The organism is Bdellovibrionota bacterium (assembly GCA_040386775.1).
Taxonomy (GTDB): domain Bacteria; phylum Bdellovibrionota; class Bdellovibrionia; order Bdellovibrionales; family JAEYZS01; genus JAEYZS01.
Map to the genome: position 1 here is coordinate 236,444 of JAZKEU010000012.1, position 22,049 is coordinate 258,492.

Here is a 22,049-nt window from a genome sequence, read left to right on the forward strand (position 1 = left end):
AGCCTTTAAATCAACATAAGAATCATGGCAAAAGACATCAAAACCATTAAGAGATCTTCAAATAATGTGATGCGAGTCATGGGTAATTTAAAAATTGTCCCTAAACAGGCACATTGAAAGTCCGATTTGATTCGTAGAGTTTGAACTACGCCAATCGTACTCACCGACATCAACACCAATGTGAAGATATTTGTGTAAAGAGGTGCAATTTTAAGAGCAAAGAGAACTCCCAATCCCAACTCTAAAAAGGGATAAATAAATCCATAGATTTTAATTTTTTTCGCCACAATATCATACGTCGCATAAGCTTTTGCAAAACCAGATAAATCTAAAAGCTTAAAGAAAGAAAATACCAAAAAGAATCCACTCATAAAGTGGCTCATCCACCTCATCAAATCAAACTCACCCGCAGTCAGTTCGATGAATGCCGTCATTCCCAAAATATAAGAAAAAATTAAAATGAGAGGGTAATATGTTTTAATCATATGCATTTATTCCTAAAACACTAGATACGTATGAAGCATGACTTTTGTGACGCAGTATAGACGCTGAAAACTAAGGGGTACCTTTATTCGTCGTTGGAGAAGACGAAGACTATGTCGTCTTTGTTGACTAAATCGAAGCGGTCTCTGGCTTCGCGTTCGATGAATCTTGGATCGTGGGCCATGCGAATTTGTTTTTGGAGTTTTTTGATAGAAATTTCTGTTTCAGAAATTTTTTGCTGCATGCTTTTCTTTTCTACACCCAATTCCCACATTTGATATAAAGTGCCATCCAGCAAAATGCCCGCAAGCGCGAACACGAGACAAGTGACTAGAACTTTTCTTGGACTCATCAACAGACGACTAATGGTATCAGCTACAACAGATGCGAAATTTCTCATACACATATACTACTTGAGATTTTGGATAAAAAAAAGGAGCGCCTTTTATTTCTAAAGGAGCTCCCTTCTTTAGTACCTTTAGCTAGGCTAAAGTTATATTAGATAGAGAATGATGTGAGCAAGAAGTACTCAGCTTGATCTTGACTGTAAAGACCTCTTAAACCACCAACTCTTGCATCAGTAGCTTCGTCTATTTGTCTAATACCAAGGTTAAGTTCCATCCAGCTAACTGGAGTGATATACATAGATGTAGATGCATCTAGGAAATCTTTTCTATCTGTGTTTGCTCTCCACTTTTGGTACATACCAACAGTCTGTTCTACTGCGAATACGCTATTGAAAGCATATTTAACACCTGCAGAAGAGAGAAGTCTGAATTGATCAACAGATCTTTCTTGTCCATCAGCATTGATGTAAGTTTGATTTTGTTGAGCGAAAATTCTTGGATTTAACATAAAGCTAGCAGAAAGAGCTTTTGTGATCTCTCTTGAAGCAATTGCATAAAGTCTGATTTGAGCGATTTGCTCTTTGTCTTGTGATGCTTCGGAAGTTGGTAGATAAAGTCTCGCTTGACCACTTAATCCAACGCCATTCCCAAGATCAGCTAAATCTGATTTAGAAATTCTTAAAGATGGATCTAACATAGTAGTTGAAGCTTCAGCTTCGTTAGCTCCCCACATCTGGTACCACTCAGCTACAGCTTGGACTGTTACTGTATCAGCAATTTTGTAACCAATTTTCGCAGCATAATCTGTTTCAGTATCGTTAGCACCGTTTTGTGCGATTGTTCCTTCGTTAGTTGCTTTGATTGGAGCATATGTTTCGATGTCCATACCAGCAGACCATTTCTTAGCTTGTACGATTGGTTTCACGTCAGAAAGTTTTGCTGTTTCAGTTAATTGAACATCAGAAGCAGCAGATGATACATCTTCTACTTGTGGTTTTTGTACAGCGGCAACTTTCTGACCCTTTGCTCTCACTGTTTTTGCAGTTCTTGCTTTTGCTTTTGTTGGAGCAGCTTGTACAGTCCCTGTAAGAGCTAATACTGCCGCTAATGCGATAAATGACTTCATTGATCCTTCTCCTTTTATAAAAGAAATCGTTTTAATTTGTAGGTTTGCACCCAAAACACTAATCCACTAAGAATGAAAGCAAAGGTCATACCACCGATGAAAACTATAAATTACCAATGATTTCAAGCCCTGGATAAGGCACTTGTATAGCGAAAGATGTACAGGATTGCCAGTATTTGTGAAAATATTCCAACAACTTAACGTAAATTGTCATTTTTGATAGGAAACACATACCTAATTCAATATATGCGTTTTCAGATAACAAAAGGACACCAGTTATCGGAAATAGCGGTACCCAAAGGACACCGCTAAGATTTACTTCTTCTTGATTTCGTTCATCAACAATTGAACTTGTTGTTTTAAAAGATCGATCTCTTTTTGCTGTTTCACAGCTTGCTCTTCCAAAGAAGCAATTTTTCTTTCAGCTTTTGAAAGTCTTTGGTCAATTGAAGCCATTTGTTTTTGGCTCATCTTACTCATACCACCAAGTTCTTGAACCGCGTTGACCACAGCCCAATGGATCGGATCCACATTCAAAGAATAATATCCATCATCAGACAACTCCACCGCTTCTGGAATCACAGACATTACTTCTTGCGCGATAAAACCAATCTTTGGTTTTTCTGAATCGGCATGAGCCGCATTGTTCTTTTTGTAATGATAGCGAACGGTGTTTAATTTTAAAATTTCTGCCAGACCGTATTCATATTTTCCATCGACATCTTTTAAGCGACCATCAGAAGGAATCACCCATGCAGTTGTACCTGCCGTTTTGTAGGCCTCACCACCTACACTCAAGGCATGCGTGCTCACTAAGGCTGAATTGATGCCTAGTTGATTGGCGCTGAAGTCACCATAAATCAATGGAGTATCGTTTGCTGAATTATCAATATAAAGTTTATCAGAAACAGCACCTGTTGCCGTTGGACCTGATTCATAACCTAAGAATAAATTTCCTGCGCTGCCGGCATTTGCATTTTTACCTGCTTTGCGGCCTAAGGCTGTATTACTACCACCCGTTGTTACCGTGTTCATCGCTTGAAATCCGATAGCAACGTTATCAGCACCGGTTGTGGATGAATAGAGCGAATAAGAACCTAAAGCATCATTACCAGCGAATTCTCCAGGGTTCGAAACCATAAGTGCACCATAACCAACAGCAACGCTGTTACTCAACTCGTAAGATCCAAAACCTCCACCTAGCGCAGCTGCACCAATAGCAACGCTTTGAGCTCCTTTTGTCACTCCCTGCATTGCTTCGCTACCAATAGATGTATTGAATCGACCATTAGATGTGGTTTCATTCATTACCCTCAATGAATCTACACCAATTGCTATATTTCCGTCGGAAGATGTTGTCGTAGCTGTAGCTAAAGCATTAGCACCAATAGCAATGTTATTTGCACCTGTAGTGATGGCGCCTGCAGCATTAAAACCTATAGCGATATTGTCTGTACCAGTTGTTAATGCATCTAAAGCTGTGTTACCTGCTGCTAAGTTTCTTACTGCCGAACCTGTAGTGAACGTGTTGTTACCAGAGTTTGCGATAAAGAAGTTGTTTGTTCCTTTGTTACTCAATGCCCGAGTACCCGCAAGAGTAATCTCGTTGTTTGCAGACGTGGAGTTTTGCGCAAGAAGTGAATCTCCAACCGTTGTACCACCAGCATTATTGAACATAGGCAGTGCATACTGCGTTCCTGATCCAGTCATTCCACTTCCCGAGGTTTTACATTCCCAAGCTGTGTTACCGGCATTTCTACCGATGCTTTGATCTCCTGTACATCCGTTAGCAGCAATGTCTTCGAATAAAATTGTTGCATTGGCAATTTTCGCCGTAGTCACCGCACTGTTTGCAATTGTCACCGCTCCCGCAGCCGACATTGTAGCATCACTACTCATTGTCACTGCTGTTGCAACAGAAGGCGTCGCTCCATCACCCACTAAAAATTGTCCCGAAGTCAATGTCACTGCAACCCAGTCTGTTCCGTTCCATCTCAATAGCTGTCCATTTGCAGATCCGTCAGCGATGGCAATTCCATTCACAGCATTATCAACATATAATTTTGTAGTTGAATGAGCGTCTGCTGTCGGAGCGTTGGCAAGTACGACATCACCATCAGCTTCGATCGTTAAACCTGTTGTTGGTTCCCAAGAATCTCCATCCCATCTCAATGTATCGTTTGTAGTTCCACCAGCCGTCGGAACTCCTGTAGCATCAATTGTAATGTCGTTAGCATTTTCTGTAACCGTGATGTTTGTTCCACCAGAGATACCTCTCATCTCGAGGTCCACGCCAGTTTTTTGTTTATAAACATCCGCCGTACCACCAAGAGAAGATGCCGTATTCACTTCACCTGCACCAGTTCCTGTTACAAGCTTAGCTTCTGTTGAGCCCATCTTGATATAAAGGCCATCACTTTTAAAATAAATTCTTCCATATCCAGCTACTGCGTCTGCCGGAGTTGTGATCTCTGGTAATTCTAAAATATTATTGATACGAAGATAGTTATCAGAAAAATCACCATAGATTAGTGGATTATCGTTGGCCGAATTATCGATATAAAGTTTATCTGTCATTGCGGTAGCACCTGAAGGCCCAGCTTCATTACCAATAAATACATTTCGCGAGCTAATGCTTGCTGCATAAAAACCTGCACTTCTACCAAGAGCAACGTTATTTATACCTGTATTAATGCTTCCCAATGAACTCTGCCCAATAGCAATGTTAGAATCTCCAGCTGTGAGTGAATTTAATGCTTGGCCCAAAGCTATATTATATGCTCCAGAAACATTGAGACCTAAAGCACCTTGGCCTACAGACACGTTATTATAACCCGTGGTATTTGAAGCCATGTTCGAAGAACCTATAGCTACGTTTTGATAACCCGTTGTAACAGAGTTTAAATTATTATAACCAAAGGATGTATTGTGATTACCAGTAACAGTGGTATTCCCTGTCATATATCCTACATAAGTACTAAAAGACGCTGCTGTATTGGCATCAGAAGTATGAGCAAACAAAAGATCACTTCCATTCCTAGTCATAAGAATTTGTGCATCTCTCATTACAGGAGGATTTTCCATCAATACATTTGTTCCGTTATCTGTGATGGATGAGTCTACTATGTTATCACCAGTTGGATTGAACTTCGGAAGTATGTTTTGTGTACCACCAGAAATAGTTGTCCCAGTGGAAGCAAGAGTCGCTGCTTCCCAAGCTTGTGCAGTATTATCCCATCTTAAGATTTGATCATCTACAGTTCCCGGCTCTACATATTGCTCTAAATAATTAAGAGTAACCGCATCACCTGGGTCACTTGGATTTGCAACGTCTTTGATTTGTTGCGCACTCATATCTAGCGGAATTGAGAATGTCACCGTGGTTCCATCATCAGTTATAGAAGAGTCAGCAAGTTCGTCTGAAGCATTGAACTTTGTAAGTCTATTTGTTGCTCCCGCACCTCCGGCCATCACAACACCACCCGCATCAACAGCGGCTTCCCACTCAGAACCATTCCATTTTAAAACTTCATTGAGATTAGGAGCTGTTGTTGCAACGGGTTGACCTTGAATGGCTTCAACATTCATATTGCCATAAGTTCCAGAAACGTCACCGCCTGGATTTCCTAACAATGTACCAATATCCGAAGGTTCCCACACATCAGTTGCATCATTCCATTTTAAAACATAATTATTAGTTGCAGTGTCACCAATTACTGCCGCCGAAAACTTTGGAGTTGTCGGCACCCAAGCAGCACCATTCCAAATTTCAAATCTAGTCAATGTACGGTTGTAGCCATGAGTTGCGTTTGCAACTGGATTTAAAGGACGGGTTACTGTTGTCCAATTCAAAGTTAAACCTTGGAGAGGAACTCCATCAATCGTGTCCGCAACTAATGCCTGCGGAACTGGAGACAAAGCTTGATCTGCTAAAGTTGTCGTCGTAACTCCATCGTAAACGTGAATTCTTAAAGCTCTTGCGTCCGTTGCACCCGGAGTCCAGCCTCCCGCACAACTTCCTGCTACTATTGGGAAGTCATCTTTGTTTGTGAAAACAGTAGAAAATGCGTAACCTGGGTCATTGCTATAACCCGCAACACCAGATGTTCTTGTACCATTACCAATTTGAATTGAGAAAAGACCGCCGGTTGTAGTGGTATTCACAGCTTGATGTTCAGAATATAATAAGCAAGCTCCCGAAGGATTTCTAACTTCTATATAAAGCGTGAGGTTACCCGCAAGTCCCGCAGTACCCGAAGAGTCCATCAGACGACCTTGATAGGTGAAAGTAGACGGCATCGTATTACCCGCAGATAATGTCAGAGAAGTTAATAAAACAAACAAAAATGTTAACAATGATGCTTTACTCAAAACTGTCCTCAAAGCTGGGTCTGACATTTTTTTTGCCAGTACATATTTTTTGTTTTTATTGGATACGTTCAACATACATACCACCTTACCAATAAAATATTAATTAAATTACTTACTTATACTTATCGTTAAGATTTATTAAAAAGTTGAGAGATTATATTAAGGAAAAATTGAAGCAATTAAAACGGGACCTGGACGTACGATAGTGAGACAATGTTTCAAGATGAGTGTCTTAATTCAAAATAGACTATGGTTTTAGAAATTGGATTTTTATTTAAAGATCATTTACGAAGAGATTATTTACTACAGAGATTATTTACTACAGAGATATTCAAAGCGAATGTCATCGCGACGATTTACAAAGACACATTTTTGATAAGCACTTGTTTCCACATCATGCTTATAAAATTCATTGGGTATTTCTTCATCTGTCACCGAAAGCTTGTTACTCAAATCACCCTCTGCAGCAGAAGAAGTTTCTGTTTTGGCTACAGTGACTTTACAAGTGGATTCCAATGAACAATCCGAATCTACAATTAAAAAATCATCTATGACAATTCCACCCTCAGCAACGGGCGCTTGGCCACTCTTGGATTGTCCGCAGTTTTGGAAGAATAATATTAAGACAGATGCCATGGTGATCGTTATTCCGACATAAATATTTTTTTTGATCATCTGAGAATTCTCCAAAAATTGTATAACTATTTATCGGAGCCAAAGTCCTGGAAGTTTAATCTTTCCAGGACTTTATTTAGAATCTCATTTTGAGATAAATTGAATTGGATTATTAAATTGGATTACGGAGCGCTCAATTGAACTTGGAATGAACCACTGCCCGCTGGGCCGCGAACTTCAATTCTATGACCTCTGCTGAAAGTGTCAATTCCTGAGCTTGTCCAATTCATCACGCTTATGGTTGGATTGGCTGGAGCCTGCACTGTAATTGTCAGACCACCCGCAGTGATCATATTTCCATTCACGGTGGGTTGAGACGGAACTATCACTTGGAAAACGGCTTGTGTTCCCGCGCTCACGGTAAAGTTATCTCGCACAACCAATGATCGATTGGCAAAATCAATATTTCGAGTCCAAGAAGTGATGTTTGCATTTCCAGCATAGGCAGGAGTTAAGTTTGCAGTTGCATTCACTGCTCCCGTCGTAGAGTTTTGACTATTGATAGTCATCGTCGAAGTCGTACCTTCACGTTGTGGAATGGTAGTACCACCATTTACAAATTTCACTAGATTATGAATCTCTGTAGATTGATTGATACCACTATGACTCCAAATATTTGAAGTGATCGCTAGATAGTCTGTTGAAGCTAAACTAAATGCACCTTGATCTTGGTGAGCGTGCGATTCATTGTATGTCCCTGCACCAAACTGCATCCAAAGAGCATTTGTATCCCAACTTGTTCTTGCGAAAAGTTGTCCTGCTCCTGAAGCTCTATAAACTAAACCTTCTGTGGGAGCAGCGGCGTTGTTCATTGGAGGAGTTAAGATATCATGCCTTCTTGTAAAATATTGGGACATTTGTTGAACGCTGATGTGACTCAACCACCATGCACCAATCGCCTTGTTCGCAGCATTGTTTGTCAAGTGAGCCGCATAAAGTCCCAAGATTCTATGGTAATCAAATATTGTTGGCTCCGAAGAACGTGCTTGGTCACCAATCGCCGCAAGCTTTGCTCTCGATGGAATAGTAGCATGCAACCAGTACTTCACACTGTCTGTTAAATGCGCGTTCATGTTTGCGTAGTCTTCCGTCGTAGAGTCTTCCCACACTTGATACAATTCAAATAATCCCATGTGTGCCGTTCCGTAACCTGTACCCTCTAAGCTACCTCCACCCGGCATTGCTGAGAAATAGGTATTGATCATATTTAATTTTGAACGAGCTAGATTTATTGTCGTAGAATTATTGCTTGCAAGCCCCCAGTAGATGGTAGCTTTTGTAAAGCTGTAAAAATAGTTGTTACCAGGATTATTCACCGACCAACCTGACCATGGATATGCTCTCCCACCCCAAGTCGCAGAATTGTAATTCCATACGTTGTAAATAGTTTGGTTTGCATAAGCTGCCCAACGAGTTCTTTGTGCCGCAGTTGTCTGTGCGCTACACCAATCGTAAGCTATCGCTACTTCCGATAATAAGTGACCTACTTCTAGATAAGAGTCTCCCGCAATTACGGGTCTACCACCGCCTGCGATAGCTGCTTCTGCAGCAGCCACTTGTTGTTCTGCTGTTGTCACTGCAAGGTTACAATAAGCGACGTTATTGGTAATACGATACATGAAGGCCGCATCCACTCCTGAATATCCGTATGGATTGCCTCCATTTAACTTCATGTCTACGTAATCTCTAAATCGAGTGTACTTAGTTGAAGCGACATCCACATAACTTAAATCAATTTCAATTCCATTTGCAGCTCCTGGAGGAGGCAGCACCGTACATGATGGATAAGTGTAGGAACCGCTCAATGTTCCATTATTACAAGTTCTTGTCTGAGGAGCTGCACAGGTTTGACCGTTGGGAACCGTGGCCACTTGATAAGCTTGAATTGTGCTCGCATGTGCAATGGTTCCACCACCCAATGACTCAGGAAGAGCGCAAGAAGCACTTCCGCAAGGACCCACTGAACACGATTCAGATGTTGCAGGTCTTGGCCCCACATTTGTAAGACAGAAAGAATCGGCAACAACCGCATTAGCACTATCTCTGCAATTTACGGTTCTAGTGCGCGTGCCTGTTTGTCCACAAGCTGTTACGCTACAAGCACCCCAACTCGTTTCAACCCAATCATATATCGGATTGCTACTTGCGCCAGTGGAAGAACCAATGGATTTTACGCCGCTCTCAAGGCATCCGGTCAATAAAAATGAAATTGCTAAACCCAGTAATATAAGACTTTTCATTTTCCCCCCCGGAAAATTGCTTGGACGAATTCAAAGTTAAAAAACTAACTATATTTTAACTATCGTCCTAAGTTTACCGTACCTTAAGAAATCATTAAGAGGCGTCCTTGTCTCATATTGAGATACTCTAGAGTTCTTAACCGATCTCATGCGTCCCCGGGTTTTAAAATGCAAATGGAATACCAGTCTCAGAATGAGATGAATTTGCCAAATTCTCACTTCGTGAAGATGGTTGTCTTATTTTGATATTTATTTTTGAAGAGATGTCCAAGCATTTGATACTGCAAAGTAAATCTACAACTCGGTAATTATAATGTAAGCATTAGGAACCAATACTTACATTATAAGAATGGATTGTTATTGTTTGAAAGCATCCAAACCAAAAAATCTCGCTTGACCACCCAGCTCGTGTTCGATTCTTAAAAGCTGATTGTACTTCGCCGTTCTTTCTCCGCGACACAGACTTCCTGTCTTAATTTGGGCGCAGCCAAAACCCACAGCAAGATCCGCAATGATCGAATCTTCCGTTTCGCCCGATCTGTGCGACATCACCGTGGTGTATCCACCTCTGTGGGCCATGGCTATCGCATCTGCGGTTTCAGAAAGAGTTCCAATTTGATTTACTTTTATTAAAACTGAATTTGCTACGCCTTGTTCTAAACCTTTATGAATTCTTTTTGGATTGGTCACAAAAAGATCGTCTCCAACAAGTTGCATTTTATCGCCAAGTTTTTGTGTGACCGAAGCCCATGATGCCCAATCATCTTCCGCTAAACCATCTTCGATCGAAACCATTGGGAAGGTCTTACTCCACTCGATGTAAGTTTGGATCAATTGGTCTGGCGTAATTTTTTTGCCTTCCCATTTGTATTGACCACCATCGTAGAGCTCTGTCGCCGCTACATCGAGAGCCAAGAAAACATCTTGTCCTAAACGGTACCCTGTTTTTTCAATTGCGGTGGTGATCAGCTCTAATGCTTCACGATTATTTTTCAACTTTGGCGCGAATCCACCTTCGTCACCCACCGCGGTACTATAGCCTTTTTCATTTAAGATTTTTTTCAATGAATGAAAAATTTCGGATCCGCATCTCAAGCTTTCAGAAAACTTACCACCGCAGACAGGCGCAATCATAAACTCCTGCACATCAAGCCCATTGTTTGCGTGCGCTCCACCATTCAATACATTCATCAATGGAACAGGAAGGGTATTTGCCAATACTCCGCCAACATATTCATAAACAGGAATTCCCAATTCAAGAGCGGAAAGTTTTGTGCAAGCGAGCGATACTCCAAGTAGAGCATTCGCTCCTAAATTGGATTTATTTTCTGTTCCATCAAGATTAATTAAAATTTGATCAATGTCTCTTTGCTTTAAACAATCAAAGCCTATCAATTTATCGGCAATTGTTTCTTCTACGTTTTGAATAGCTCTCAAAACACCTTTTCCGTGATAACGTTTCTTATCATCATCTCTCAATTCCGCCGCTTCATGCGCTCCGGTCGAAGCCCCAGAAGGAACCGCCGCATAAGCCGAAAATCCAGAAGATCCCGTGATCTCCACTTCCACCGTTGGATTTCCACGACTATCTAAAATCTCTCTAGCTCTAATATCCAAAATTTCCGACATAACAAACTCCTTCAGAAAAGGTGAGCCGCACCTTTTCCAAATGTTTGCGTCAATTGACGCTGATCTGTGGAAAAGGTGCGGCTCACCTTTTCAGAGGGGTAAGTCTATGGAGAAAGTTGAACCTCTTCCTGGTTCACTTTTGACTTGGATGTCTCCAGAATGCATTTCAATAATTGAATGGGCAATACTTAATCCAAGACCTGTGCCTTTGCCGGGCTGCTTCGTGGTGTAAAATGGTTTAAAGATGGATTTAAGCTTTTCGTCGTCCATACCAATGCCCGTATCAGAGATTTCAATCTCCGCTCGCGTGCCGCCTTTTATCATCCGATGGCGAGTCACAACTCTTACAACGCCTTTTCCATCGATGGCTTGAACGGCATTGTTTAAAATATTAACCAGTGCTTGTTCGAGCCTTACCGGAAAAACAGAAACATTTTGGCTGAGGAGTAAGTGACTGTCGATTTTTACATTTTCAGGAACTTGATGACTCACCATTTTTACGGCGGAGTTTACAATTTGATTGAGATCAATGCTTACTTTTGGTTCATCCGAAGCTTTTCCGGTGATGAAAGATAAATCCTTAACGATGGCTTTTACTTTTTGTAAACCCTCATGAACTTCTCTGACAATTTCAGGAAAATCTTTTTGCACAAGAGACCAATCCGTTCTTCTCATGGCTTCTTGTACGGGAGGAGTTAAACGATCTTGACCAATAAGAATCGTGATCAACTGCTGAGCTCTGATAAAGTAATCATTGATTCTCATCATATTGCTCATCACGTAAGCAAGAGGATTGTTGATCTCGTGAGCAATGCTGGATGCAAGCTCGGAAAGCGTGGAGAGTTTTTCGGAATAAATTTTTTCTTTGTACTGACTCTCTAATTTTTTTTGTGCTTCCTCGAGGAGTTTATTTTTTTCTAATAGCTCACGGTTCTTAAACTCGAGTTCTTTTTGTTTTTTCTCTAATGACTTCATTAGAGTTTCAACGAGATCGGGTTTTACGTTTCTTTCTAGCGCCGCGGTCTCAAACAATGAATCCTGATTCGTTTCCCAGTTGATATCGATGATTTTTCCGGTCCACTTCACAAAAGCATTATCTCTACCAAAGAAAGTCGGTAGTGCCTCTAAGGCTGCTTGAAGGTATTTTGTGGTCAGCGGATAATCAAAACTAGAAATTGAAATTTCAAACGAAGATTTTTCTGCCGCTTCATTTGCCGAATTCAAAGCCAAAAGTGGCGGTGTTGGTGAAATAAAATATGATAAAAATCTTTCTGGATGAAGATAAATATCTTGAGGTTTATCCATCATTCTAAGAACGCTATCCAAAACTCCCCACGAATGAAGCTTCAAACAGTCATGACCCACTAGCTCAGCTAAATTTTCGCTGCTGCTTTCTGCTTCGGATCTCTCTCCGGATTTTTCTCCGGATTTTTCTAAAGAAAAATAATTCGAAGCAACCTTTAAGAAATTTTCCATCTGTTTTGCTTCCATCCATGAAGACGGATCACGCAACAGTTCTTCAGGAATATCAAACGATGAGTAAAGCCCTTCAAGGCTCACCCTTTGATTCTCTAAATACGTCAAAATGGAGTTGGAAATTTTACTGCTAAATAACACGTGCTCTATTTATCAGTCAGAGTAGAAGTCTTGCAAGGATGATTACGCTGCTTTATTGAATTTTGCTCTCGTAAATGGAATTTTATTGGCTTCGATTTCATCCATAAATGAAGGGATATGGCCGACTGGCTGTAACTGCCCGACAAGACGTCCATCTGCTGATTTTTTAAGCTGCCCTAAATCGAATATGTGGTCTACTTGATAAGCCTTACCATCATGACCAAGGACTTCGGAGATATTCTTAACGCGTCTGCTTCCGTCTGGGAATCGAGATATTTGTACAATAACATCTACTGCGGCGCCGATCAAATGCTGTAAGGCACGTTCAGAAATTTTTGAATCTCCACCCATCGCGAGACCTTCAAGTCTTACCATTGCATCTTCTGGAGTGTTCGCATGGATTGTACCTAGGCAACCTTTGTGACCCGTGTTCATCGCATTGATAAGATCCAACGCTTCAGAACTTCTCACTTCTCCTACAATAATTCTGTCCGGACGAAGTCTCAAACTGCTCTTCACCAAATCTTTCATATCCACTTCGCCAACACCTTGAGCGTCAGCCATTTGCGTTTCGAAAAACACTAGATGTTCATATTCAATTTGAAGTTCAGAGGAGTCTTCAATCACGATCACCCTTTGTGCTTTTGGAATTCTAGAGGCAAGGACACTGAGTAAAGTTGTTTTGCCCGAACCCGTTCCTCCGCTCACTAAAATATTTTTTCCTAAGTACATGCAAAGATCCAAGAACTGAGCGGCATCTGCCGTGATCGTTCCTTTCTCTACACAATCTTTCAAAGTCATTTTTGTTTGGGTGAATTTACGAATGCTCACCGTCGTTCCGCTTCTCGCCACCGGAGGTACAACCACGTGAATTCTTGATCCATCTGGTAATCTAGCATCAAGGGTTGGTTCTTTAGGAGAAATTCTGCGCCCCACACTCTGAGCAATACTATTCACCGCTGATAGCAAATCATCTTCATTGACGAATTCCGCATCCGTCTTAATGAGCTTTCCGCCTCGCTCGATAAAAATTTCTTTGGGACCATTAATGAGAATTTCTGTAACCGTAGGATCTTCGAGGAATTCGATCACGGGACCCAAAAAGTTTCTTATCGCATTTTTAAATACTTCAACTTTTGAATCCACGTCTTACCTTTACTTCTTTTAGCATCTGCGACACCAAAAGGTGCATGGCACTTTTCGGTACTGGCAGTGTGTTATTTTTCGCTAGCGATTGCTCTATCTGTAGGAAGAACAACCACTTTGCCTTCGAGAGAAGTTTCTGGACATTGATAAGTGTAAACGCCTTCTTTTTGCGGAACCACATCAAATGTTTTGATTTGACCGTAATAAGTTCCATGATGCTGTGCAAAAGCACTCATAATGAAGCTCACATTCTTTTCTTTTTCATTCACGTTGACCACGTGGATGGTGTACTTCACGCCTTCTCTAAGGCTTAAAGATCTTGGGACGAAACCTTTTTCGGTATTTAAAATAACTACGTCTTGTGAAGATTCGAAATTCACTTTTACTCTTTCCACTGATGTTGGCTCTGGAGTCAGAGTAAATTGAGGAGCTTCGCCTTGAACTTCATTGCTTTTCATGAAGGATTTACGTCTTGAGAAATCAATTTCAAAGGCGAATATACTTTGCGAAATAAATATGATGATTGCTGTTGTTGTAATGATTTTTATCATTAATGAGTCACCTTTCGCGCATAAAAGTCTGCAAATTCCTTTGCCACTTCCATCGCAATAAACTCCAAAGTCTTCATATCAAATACTCTAAGAGATCTTACAATTCTATCAAGATCTCCCGAACACGAGTTCACCGTGGCAACCGCCTGCTGAACTTGAGATTCGTGAGCATCGAAATCTTCAAAGGATTTCTTCCAATCCTTTTCTAGAACCGGATCAATCACACCTAAACTATAAAGAGCATCAAAAACCACCTGTAGATTGCCTTGTAAGAACATTTGATGTTTCTCCTTTGTCTCGATATTAGATCGGAGTTTTAAAAAGAAACCTTGATGCCTACCAGACCAAACTAGACCAAAGGACCAATGCAAAACAGGTTCACCGCCCGCTTAAAAAGTAACTATTATAAAAACCACGTAAAATCTGTAATGAAGTTTTTTTTATTTTATGAAGTCTGTATTTATGAAACCTTATTTTTCAAGTAATTTGAAGGTGTGATAAACGGTGATAAACACCATAACGAATACCAAAAGGGGAAATAAAAATGTTCAAATCTACAATTGCAATCTTATTAATTGCATTAGCTTTTGTCTCGACAGCTAAAGCCCAAAGTGCCGGGGCTACAACTAGCAGTCGCGTCTGCCATATCGTTTCCGGAGGCTGCTTTGTGAATACATTTATCTACGTCATAAGAGTTGATGGCACCGGCTATTGGCAACTTGTCTCTTCCGTTTATGATGGACAGATGCAAAGGAATAACGCATTACAATAGTTGTTTTGTCATTCCTAACTCAAAAAAATTTAATCTCGTAGAGATAATCAAAAGCAGTATGAAAGACCCAATTGGGCTTTTCATACTGTTTTATACCGGAATATATTCTAGACAACACTGAATTAATTACTTTTAATGTTTAAGACTAATAATCGCTATCAAGAGTCGCTTGAAGTTATATTCCGTTAAAAGTATGCCAAGACACTTTTTCTCGTAAATAATTTAAGGCATAAGAATTGCTTCATTATCAAAGCAATGAACGTGATTAGCCTCCAAACTTACAAGCAAAAAAAGCTCAAGAAAAACCAAACATGGCTCTATAGGATTTCTTACGATGAACTTTTTAATGAGTTTATTGATACTTTCAATAAGTTTGAAATAGACCCGCAATGCGGAGATATCCATGAATGGCTAGATCAAGTGTCGGACGCGTTGAACGAACGCTTTTACAATAAAAAAGCTACCGAGCGACCTTAGTTGCCGTAGCCGACACAACCAATTTCTTATCACCAATCATGACTGAGGATTTCTCTCCTAGATTTGCCAGAATCTTAGGAGTTGCGATGATATTTTTTCTACCGAATTCATCGGTTTTGCCAATAATGAATTCCATTTGCATCGCGGGCTTTCCATCCAAGACTTGTTTTTTCACAGTGACTTCTGTGAACAGCTTGTCCCGCTCTTGTTCGATCTTTGCAGTTTGACCATCACGCAAACGAAACTTTGGATTACTCTTCACCCCGTCCAAAGTGATGACAGTTTTGATATCGTAAGCCGGATTTTTCTCAATGACTGGAACTGACTTCTTTTTATTTTGAGTTACTTTGCGGTGAGGCGCCTTACTTGGAATATTTGCCCAAGTTGAAACGCTTACCAAAGTTAAAACTAAAATTAAAAATTTCATAAATACCCTAGAGCAAGTTACTTGCAAGTTCCGCAAGCTCAGATCTTTCACCTTTAGTGAGAGTGACGTGAGCAGCAATCGCCTGACCTTTGAATCTTTCTACCGCGTGAGTTAATCCTGAATTTCCAGAATCCACATAAGGGTTATCGATCTGATAACAGTCACCCGTTAAAATGATTTTTGTTCCTTGTCCCGCACGAGTTGCAATGGTTTTAATTTCATGTGGAGTTAGGTTTTGCGCTTCATCCACGATCAAATATTGATTTGGAATTGAACGACCACGAATGTACGTGAGAGGTTCAATGTTTAACATTCCTTGATTAATCAACTCTTGCGCGCGTCCCGCAGCTTTTTTGTGAGAGCTGTCCGCACCCATTAAGAATTCCACGTTATCAAAGATCGGTTGCATCCAAGGATTTAGCTTTTGTTCCACATCTCCAGGCAAATAACCAATATCTCTTCCCATTGGGAAAATAGGACGACTCACTAGAAGTTTTCTATATTTTCCTTCATCGAGAGTTTTTGCTAATCCTGCGGCTAGTGCGATCAATGTTTTTCCCGTTCCAGCTTTACCCACGAGAGTCACCATCAAGATTTCGTCGTTCAATAAACAATCCAAAGCAAAACTTTGCTCTACGTTACGAGGGAAAATTCCCCATACACTCTCGTTCAAATGAATGAGTGGCACTAGGCCCTGCTGTTGAAAACTGTATCTAGCAATTGCACTGTGATTGGCATTCGATTTGTCTTTTAGAATCACGTACTGATTTGCTAAAAATGTTTGGCCAGGAACCGACGTTAAGATTTTTTTGGCGTAAAATTCATCGATCAAACCTGGATCAACATCAATTTCACTGTAACCGGCGTACATTTCATCAATCGAAACTGAATCTGGCTCGTAATCTTTCGCGATCACACCATAAACGTCGGCTTTAATACGAAGGTTAATGTCTTTTGAAACGAGTTCTACGTCATCATTGGGATTTTCTTTTTTAAGATGAATTGCCGTGCCTAAAATTCTTGAGTCTGCTTTTTCTTGGTTAAGATCTGCTGGTAAATTTCCAACATAACTGTCGGTAGTGACAATCAGAGTAGCTCCGGTTTTTTCGAGCTTTACACCTTTTGAAAGAGAGCCTTCGGATCTCAGTACGTCAATGAATCTGCTGAACTGACGAGCATTACGTCCGTTTTCACCAAGTTCGCGCTTAAATGTATCGATCTCTTCAATCACCGTCATCGGGATGTGAAGATAAGCGCCTTTGAATTTGAAGATTGCCTGAGCATCGTGGAGAATTACGTTTGTATCTAGAACAATTCTGCGTGCCTTACCATTGTTATTGCCATTAGTCTTGGTCGTGTCTGTCGTATTTTGTGTCAAAGATGAGCCTCCGTCATAGAGTCAATTCACAACTCTATGAGATCTGGAAACTCATCAAATTACAAGGATTTCTTAAAGGTATATTATTTCTTCGAGGAATGCGTCAGAAGATCGCCGCCATCGACTTTTAAGTCTACCGCTACGGCTTCTACGAACTTCACAAAGTGTCTGAGCGCCTCTTTATTTACAGTGTTCTTGATAAACTCGCAACCGTATCTGTAGGTTTCTTCATCTCTAATGAAACGTGAGTTCGAAGCCTTCACTACGAATGAAAAATAATTCTTTTGCGAAAGATAAATTCTCATTGCAATTTCTTCGCCCACTCTCAATTGACCAACGTTTGTTTCGATATCAAATGAAAGACCATTATCTGAGATGTCATAGAGGAAAACTTTTTGAAGGCCGCCAAGATTTGCGCCCATATTAGGAAGAACCAAGAACGCACCTACAAACTCTGTAAGAATTGTTCTTCTCTTATCACGTCTTTCTTTAGAAAGAATTTCTTCTCTTTTTTCTGTCATATCGATCACTGGAGCCGAAGGATTCCTCAAGACCGCGTTACCGCCAGGCATCTTGTGTAATTTTCCTGATTTTTTTAGCTTTAACTGGTCGTTTAAATATGGCTTCAAATCGATAACATTTGACTTAGACATTCTTCCCCCTAAAAGTATTTTCATCCCCCGATGAATCTGATATATGTTCTTTATCGGTGCGGAAACGTCTCAACTTGAGCTATAATGAGCTGTACCTAGGTCTCAGTTTAAAGGAAGAACAGATCAAATCGAGACAGCATTGATACAAAGATTTGAATTATTTAAACGACGAAATCGTTTGAAAGAAGACAAAGAAGAAGATGGATTTCAAATTTGATATACGCATTTTAGCTTTAAGTTTGCTTCTCCATTTGGCGGGATATGTGGCGCTCTCTATTTACACCCAAAAACACAGTGCGGAGCGATTTGATGCCATCGAAGTAGTTATCGAAGATAGTAGCCAGCATCGCCGTCAAGCTCCTGCGGTAAAGAAAAGTGATGATAAAAAAGAAGAAACAAAAAGTTCAAGATTCTTCTCTGAGGAAAAACAACAATTTGAAAAAGAGACTATCGCTCGAAATTTTGGCGCCACCAACAATCAGAAAATTGTAGGCCAGAAAGAAGCCGATAAAGAAAAATCCATAGAAGTAGGCAACAGTCCTAACTTTATGCCCATCCCTAAACAAGGCCAAGCTCAAGAAGAAAGACAATCTACGGTTAATTTCTCTGTTCCTAATTTAGAAAAAGGTGACTTTACTTTTTTAAATTCTGACTTTTCAACGTACGCGTCTTTTTACAACCGCATCACGCCAAAAATTGTTTACAACTGGGGAAACAACATCGAAGACGTGGCCATGTTCCCACATATGAGAGAAAAACTGCGCCAAAAATTGAGATGGATCACACGAGTAGAATTGATCATCAACAAAAAAGGTGATGTGAAAGATGTTGTTATCATGCATTCCTCTGGGTCCACGGAACTTGATCAAGCCATTCACGAAGCTTTAATGGACGCTGGTCCTTACCTCAATCCACCGACTGGTATGGTCGAAAAGGATGGTCTTATTCACATCCTGGGTGAATTCACCGTATACACACAACGTCCGCACTTCGCTAAGCCCTATTAGGAAGAAAACAAGTCAAACTCTCTATGATCTAATGGAAAATGAGAAATTTGATCCGCGCGTCTCTACATTGTCTGCACTTTTAAGTAAGATCGTTGCGTAGCTCGAGTTATCTCGAGCAAAGAAAATAAAGTAATAAATTCAGGCGCGGCATCGTTTGCCGCAGATTGTGGCAAAATTGATTTAATTTTTCACAACTTTACCTTATAACGCTTTTTATGCAAAAAAGTATTAATGAACAGCAATTGGAATTTAGGGTTTGGCTACAGGATGAGTTCTCTCGCCGCTGCCGAACAAATAGCAGTTATTCATTAAGGGCCTTTGCGAAACATCTTGAATTTGACTCTTCTACTCTTTCCCAAATTCTTGCCGGAAAAAGAAAAATTTCGGATAAAGTGATCCAAAAAATTTCGACTAAAATAGGGCGCCCACCTACTGGTCTCACATCCGAGAATGATAGTTCAAAGTATATGCTTCTAAGCATGGATGCCTTTACGGTGATCTCGGATTGGTATCACTATGCAATCATGGATCTGACTTTGGTTAAAAAATTTAAAAATGACCCATCATGGATTGCCCAACAATTGCAAATTTCCTCTTTAGAAGCAAAATTAGCTGTGGAGCGTTTACTACGCCTTGGGATGTTGGTGCAAAAGAATGGCAAATTAAAACTTTCAAAGATTACCAATACAAATTATATAGAAGGACAAACTTCATCCGCGCACAAAGAATACCAAAGACAAGTCATCACCAAAGCCCTTCACGCCGTAGACAATTGTCCGCAAGAGAAAAAAGACATCACATCCATGACGATTGCAGCGAATTCAAAAAAAATAATAGAAGCCAAAGAAAAAATTAAAAAATTTAGAAGAGAGTTGTGCAAATTTTTGGAAGATGGAGAGAAAGACTCTGTCTATCAACTCGGTGTGCAGCTTTATCCCCTAACAAAATTTGAACTTTAAAAAGGAGTAGCTGATGAAAAATTTAATTTTAATCGCCCTGTCGATTCTTTCCCTAACCAGTCATGCGGGCCAAGAAGGTGGAGGCGGAGGAATTGGTATCGGAATGCCTAACGGCAGTATCTATCTTTACGATTTTTTAGAGGCGGGCATTGAGGAAAACTCTTACGTCAATATTTCTTTAAGTGATCAGATGAATGCCAGCGAAGCTGTTCAAAATACTATGGCAAATCCTGAGGTGCAAAAGTTGATCGTAAATAAACTCAACGAAGTTTATCTTATAGCCCCTGAAGCTGCTTTAAAATTCCTCGATGTTATTAAGACATATCAATGGAGGTATGTCTTACCAAAAGTAAAAGAAACCAATGATCGCGGGTACACTCCTGTCAGAATAGAAAATCAGCAATTACAAATTGCCTTTAGAGATGATGACTACAAAATAGTAACTATCGACAGGGAGTATCTTAAAAAAATGCCTATTCTTCATCAAGTAGGACTTTATTTTCATGAAATTTTGTACGCTATGACTTATGCCAATTGCATCGAAAATGAAACATATGCCACACTTTCGTGCGAGTTTAGGCCGTGGTCTTCTGACGAGAATAAGCTTTCTTATAGAGCTCGTATGTTTACCTCTTATTTGTTTCATCCAAATTTTAAAATTCAAACTACAGAAGCATTCACAAATTTCTATAATTCTACTGTGATATCACAATCTAAAGTAAAATCATCTTTCACACCTCTAGCAGTTTATCAATTCGTTAACAGTGCGGATTTCAGAGCTCAATGCAATCAATTTAAAAATGAATTTAATCAGCTTATGGTAGAAGGCGGACATAACTTCTCGAAAATGCACGAGGCTATTTGGAATAGCATCAAGCACTTTCCCAACAAACGTTATGAATATAATGAAGTGACACATGAAGTTAGAGGATATCCATTTTTATCAGGTGATTATGATAGTGTAGATAATTATGGAATCTTTCAACTTCTAGTCGAAGGAAAAGAATATTATTATCCTACATACGCTAAGGACTTTGTAATAAGCAATGATATATCCATTGTAATCAAGACTCACAAAGGCATTTCAAATAAAAATAAATCTATTCAGCTAGATAGAAATGCCATTCAAAACTCTGCAAACAAATTTAGAATATTTAAAGAGAGGCACTCTCAAATATTCCACAATAGATGTATCTATGACGAACAGTACTTAAAAATTATTAACACTTATAGCCAACTGCAAGTGGCTACCAAATAGTTACAAGAGGAAAATTATGTTATTTATTTTATTATCTTTATTTTTAAATTCAGCAGAAGCCAGAAACACATGCTACACAACCAATAGGTGTTTAGTTCGAGTGACAAACTGCCGTATGCCCGATCACAGCATAGAACTCAGTAACAATTATTTATGGGGAACTTCTAAATTTTTCTATACCCTCAGACAAACAACGGTTTGCCATAATAAACACAGCTCATCTTCTCATACCGGCACTCATAACTACGAATGGGGAAACATATCTGAGTTTGCAGAAATCAATACATTACGAATACCTGATACTCTCAATGAAGTTCCAGACAATGTTAAAAATGAATTGAGAAAAATGACAAAATGTAAAGATTCGCGTCAGGATATTTTAGATACTTATCAACGGTGCAATTGAATAAAATATTTTCTAAGGTTTTATAAAATATTAGAAAATAAACGAAAGTCCCAGTCTTGCCGCATAGTCATAGGTTACGTTTTCTTGACTGAGCGGAGAGGACCAAGCATCGATTCCGGTTTTGATGGCAATGTGTTTGCCGAGGATAATTTTGAATCCAATACCGCCCGTAGGAGCCCAACCTTTTATCTCTGGTAAGGCGGTAACCAGTTGGTTGGTTTGTTTGTATGTTCCATTTTTATCTTGGTAGGCAGCTCCTACTTTAATGTAGGGTTGAAAAAGTGACTGCTTGCTTGCGAGCGTAAAAATTAAATCTGCACCGTAAAAGGTCACATAGGATCTTGCTACGTAATCGGTTTTTACATCATCCGTGCGAGCCTTCGTATAACTGATTTCAAGAGCTGAGAGTTCCCAAAAGTAATAGGCAACCGCCGCAGTTCCACTTCTGTAGATCGAATAGTTATTTTCATCGTAAGTGGTTTTGCGATAGTTTCCCGAACCACTGATCTCGAAATACCCCGCTTGCG

The 22,049-nt window shown here is 40.0% G+C and carries 21 protein-coding genes; 6 read left to right on the top strand and 15 right to left on the bottom strand.

The features are described from left to right. Window positions 1-5 precede the first annotated feature (5 nt). The 11 genes from V4596_07895 to V4596_07945 form a co-directional block, all read right to left on the bottom strand. Window positions 6-485 carry a MauE/DoxX family redox-associated membrane protein gene (locus V4596_07895; protein ID MES2769052.1) on the bottom strand — a complete coding sequence of 160 codons (480 nt, stop codon included), beginning with the start codon at window positions 483-485 and terminating at the stop codon, window positions 6-8. Window positions 486-568: 83 nt separating this feature from the next. Beyond that, window positions 569-883 carry a septum formation initiator family protein gene (locus V4596_07900; GenBank protein MES2769053.1) on the bottom strand — a complete coding sequence of 105 codons (315 nt, stop codon included), beginning with the start codon at window positions 881-883 and terminating at the stop codon, window positions 569-571. Window positions 884-981: 98 nt separating this feature from the next. Beyond that, on the bottom strand, window positions 982-1,956 hold the full coding sequence (locus tag V4596_07905) for a hypothetical protein (protein MES2769054.1): 975 nt from the start codon (window positions 1,954-1,956) through the stop codon (window positions 982-984). Window positions 1,957-2,271: 315 nt separating this feature from the next. Continuing rightward, window positions 2,272-6,402: a tail fiber domain-containing protein gene (locus V4596_07910; protein MES2769055.1), complete on the bottom strand. Its 4,131-nt coding sequence runs from the start codon at window positions 6,400-6,402 to the stop codon at window positions 2,272-2,274. Between the two features lie 237 nt (window positions 6,403-6,639). Next, on the bottom strand, window positions 6,640-7,002 hold the full coding sequence (locus V4596_07915) for a hypothetical protein (GenBank protein ID MES2769056.1): 363 nt from the start codon (window positions 7,000-7,002) through the stop codon (window positions 6,640-6,642). A 122-nt stretch (window positions 7,003-7,124) separates the two neighbouring features. Beyond that, window positions 7,125-9,242, bottom strand: coding sequence for a thrombospondin type-1 domain-containing protein (locus V4596_07920; GenBank protein ID MES2769057.1), 2,118 nt, complete (start codon window positions 9,240-9,242; stop codon window positions 7,125-7,127). A gap of 357 nt (window positions 9,243-9,599) precedes the next feature. After that, a complete protein-coding gene (gene eno, locus V4596_07925; protein ID MES2769058.1) occupies window positions 9,600-10,871 on the bottom strand; it encodes a phosphopyruvate hydratase in 1,272 nt (423 codons plus the stop codon). A gap of 90 nt (window positions 10,872-10,961) precedes the next feature. After that, window positions 10,962-12,488: an ATP-binding protein gene (locus tag V4596_07930; protein MES2769059.1), complete on the bottom strand. Its 1,527-nt coding sequence runs from the start codon at window positions 12,486-12,488 to the stop codon at window positions 10,962-10,964. 42 nt (window positions 12,489-12,530) lie between these two features. Continuing rightward, window positions 12,531-13,634 carry a CpaF family protein gene (locus tag V4596_07935; protein ID MES2769060.1) on the bottom strand — a complete coding sequence of 368 codons (1,104 nt, stop codon included), beginning with the start codon at window positions 13,632-13,634 and terminating at the stop codon, window positions 12,531-12,533. A 71-nt stretch (window positions 13,635-13,705) separates the two neighbouring features. After that, window positions 13,706-14,185 (bottom strand): hypothetical protein, encoded by a 480-nt coding sequence (locus V4596_07940; GenBank protein ID MES2769061.1) that lies wholly within the window; start codon window positions 14,183-14,185, stop codon window positions 13,706-13,708. Then, window positions 14,185-14,463 (bottom strand): cytochrome, encoded by a 279-nt coding sequence (locus V4596_07945; protein ID MES2769062.1) that lies wholly within the window; start codon window positions 14,461-14,463, stop codon window positions 14,185-14,187. The genes V4596_07940 and V4596_07945 overlap by 1 nt, the downstream gene beginning before the upstream one ends. Before the next feature lie 266 nt (window positions 14,464-14,729). On the opposite strand from V4596_07945, the gene V4596_07950 reads away from it, so the two are divergent. Then, entirely contained in the window at window positions 14,730-14,957 is a 228-nt protein-coding gene (locus tag V4596_07950; GenBank protein MES2769063.1) for a hypothetical protein, read from the top strand. A 255-nt stretch (window positions 14,958-15,212) separates the two neighbouring features. Further along, window positions 15,213-15,434, top strand: a complete 222-nt coding sequence (locus V4596_07955; protein ID MES2769064.1) for a hypothetical protein — start codon at window positions 15,213-15,215, stop codon at window positions 15,432-15,434. On the opposite strand, the gene V4596_07960 is transcribed toward V4596_07955, so the two are convergent. The 3 genes from V4596_07960 to V4596_07970 form a co-directional block, all read right to left on the bottom strand. After that, entirely contained in the window at window positions 15,418-15,861 is a 444-nt protein-coding gene (locus V4596_07960; protein ID MES2769065.1) for a hypothetical protein, read from the bottom strand. The two genes, V4596_07955 and V4596_07960, sit on opposite strands and share 17 nt — an antisense overlap. A gap of 7 nt (window positions 15,862-15,868) precedes the next feature. Continuing rightward, the gene (locus V4596_07965) at window positions 15,869-17,176 is read right to left on the bottom strand and encodes a PhoH family protein (protein MES2769066.1); all 1,308 of its coding nucleotides are present in this window, start codon (window positions 17,174-17,176) and stop codon (window positions 15,869-15,871) included. 146 nt (window positions 17,177-17,322) lie between these two features. Further along, window positions 17,323-17,892, bottom strand: a complete 570-nt coding sequence (locus V4596_07970; protein ID MES2769067.1) for a PilZ domain-containing protein — start codon at window positions 17,890-17,892, stop codon at window positions 17,323-17,325. Between the two features lie 200 nt (window positions 17,893-18,092). On the opposite strand from V4596_07970, the gene V4596_07975 reads away from it, so the two are divergent. The 4 genes from V4596_07975 (at window position 18,093) to V4596_07990 (ending at window position 21,522) form a co-directional block, all read left to right on the top strand. Beyond that, a complete protein-coding gene (locus tag V4596_07975) occupies window positions 18,093-18,899 on the top strand; it encodes a TonB C-terminal domain-containing protein (protein MES2769068.1) in 807 nt (268 codons plus the stop codon). A 215-nt stretch (window positions 18,900-19,114) separates the two neighbouring features. After that, complete coding sequence (locus V4596_07980) at window positions 19,115-19,858, top strand: TIGR02147 family protein (GenBank protein MES2769069.1); 744 nt, start codon at window positions 19,115-19,117, stop codon at window positions 19,856-19,858. Between the two features lie 13 nt (window positions 19,859-19,871). Beyond that, on the top strand, window positions 19,872-21,116 hold the full coding sequence (locus tag V4596_07985) for a hypothetical protein (GenBank protein ID MES2769070.1): 1,245 nt from the start codon (window positions 19,872-19,874) through the stop codon (window positions 21,114-21,116). Window positions 21,117-21,132: 16 nt separating this feature from the next. After that, window positions 21,133-21,522 carry a hypothetical protein gene (locus tag V4596_07990; GenBank protein MES2769071.1) on the top strand — a complete coding sequence of 130 codons (390 nt, stop codon included), beginning with the start codon at window positions 21,133-21,135 and terminating at the stop codon, window positions 21,520-21,522. Window positions 21,523-21,552: 30 nt separating this feature from the next. On the opposite strand, the gene V4596_07995 is transcribed toward V4596_07990, so the two are convergent. Further along, window positions 21,553-22,049, bottom strand: a 497-nt coding sequence (locus tag V4596_07995) for a hypothetical protein (GenBank protein MES2769072.1), incomplete at its 5' end; no start/stop codon positions are given.

What these genes read in the sequence shown, in the direction of transcription:
- V4596_07985 (MES2769070.1), top strand. Translation starts at nt 19,872, where the DNA reads ATGAAAAATTTAATTTTAATCGCCCTGTCGATTCTTTCCCTAACCAGT.
- V4596_07975 (MES2769068.1), top strand. Translation starts at nt 18,093, where the DNA reads ATGGATTTCAAATTTGATATACGCATTTTAGCTTTAAGTTTGCTTCTC.
- V4596_07905 (MES2769054.1), bottom strand. Translation starts at nt 1,956, where the DNA reads ATGAAGTCATTTATCGCATTAGCGGCAGTATTAGCTCTTACAGGGACT.
- V4596_07960 (MES2769065.1), bottom strand. Translation starts at nt 15,861, where the DNA reads ATGAAATTTTTAATTTTAGTTTTAACTTTGGTAAGCGTTTCAACTTGG.
- V4596_07940 (MES2769061.1), bottom strand. Translation starts at nt 14,185, where the DNA reads ATGATAAAAATCATTACAACAACAGCAATCATCATATTTATTTCGCAA.
- V4596_07945 (MES2769062.1), bottom strand. Translation starts at nt 14,463, where the DNA reads ATGTTCTTACAAGGCAATCTACAGGTGGTTTTTGATGCTCTTTATAGT.
- V4596_07970 (MES2769067.1), bottom strand. Translation starts at nt 17,892, where the DNA reads ATGTCTAAGTCAAATGTTATCGATTTGAAGCCATATTTAAACGACCAG.
- V4596_07915 (MES2769056.1), bottom strand. Translation starts at nt 7,002, where the DNA reads ATGATCAAAAAAAATATTTATGTCGGAATAACGATCACCATGGCATCT.
- V4596_07950 (MES2769063.1), top strand. Translation starts at nt 14,730, where the DNA reads ATGTTCAAATCTACAATTGCAATCTTATTAATTGCATTAGCTTTTGTC.
- V4596_07895 (MES2769052.1), bottom strand. Translation starts at nt 485, where the DNA reads ATGATTAAAACATATTACCCTCTCATTTTAATTTTTTCTTATATTTTG.
- V4596_07955 (MES2769064.1), top strand. Translation starts at nt 15,213, where the DNA reads ATGAACGTGATTAGCCTCCAAACTTACAAGCAAAAAAAGCTCAAGAAA.
- V4596_07980 (MES2769069.1), top strand. Translation starts at nt 19,115, where the DNA reads ATGCAAAAAAGTATTAATGAACAGCAATTGGAATTTAGGGTTTGGCTA.
- V4596_07910 (MES2769055.1), bottom strand. Translation starts at nt 6,402, where the DNA reads ATGTTGAACGTATCCAATAAAAACAAAAAATATGTACTGGCAAAAAAA.
- V4596_07900 (MES2769053.1), bottom strand. Translation starts at nt 883, where the DNA reads ATGAGAAATTTCGCATCTGTTGTAGCTGATACCATTAGTCGTCTGTTG.
- V4596_07920 (MES2769057.1), bottom strand. Translation starts at nt 9,242, where the DNA reads ATGAAAAGTCTTATATTACTGGGTTTAGCAATTTCATTTTTATTGACC.
- eno (MES2769058.1), bottom strand. Translation starts at nt 10,871, where the DNA reads ATGTCGGAAATTTTGGATATTAGAGCTAGAGAGATTTTAGATAGTCGT.
- V4596_07990 (MES2769071.1), top strand. Translation starts at nt 21,133, where the DNA reads ATGTTATTTATTTTATTATCTTTATTTTTAAATTCAGCAGAAGCCAGA.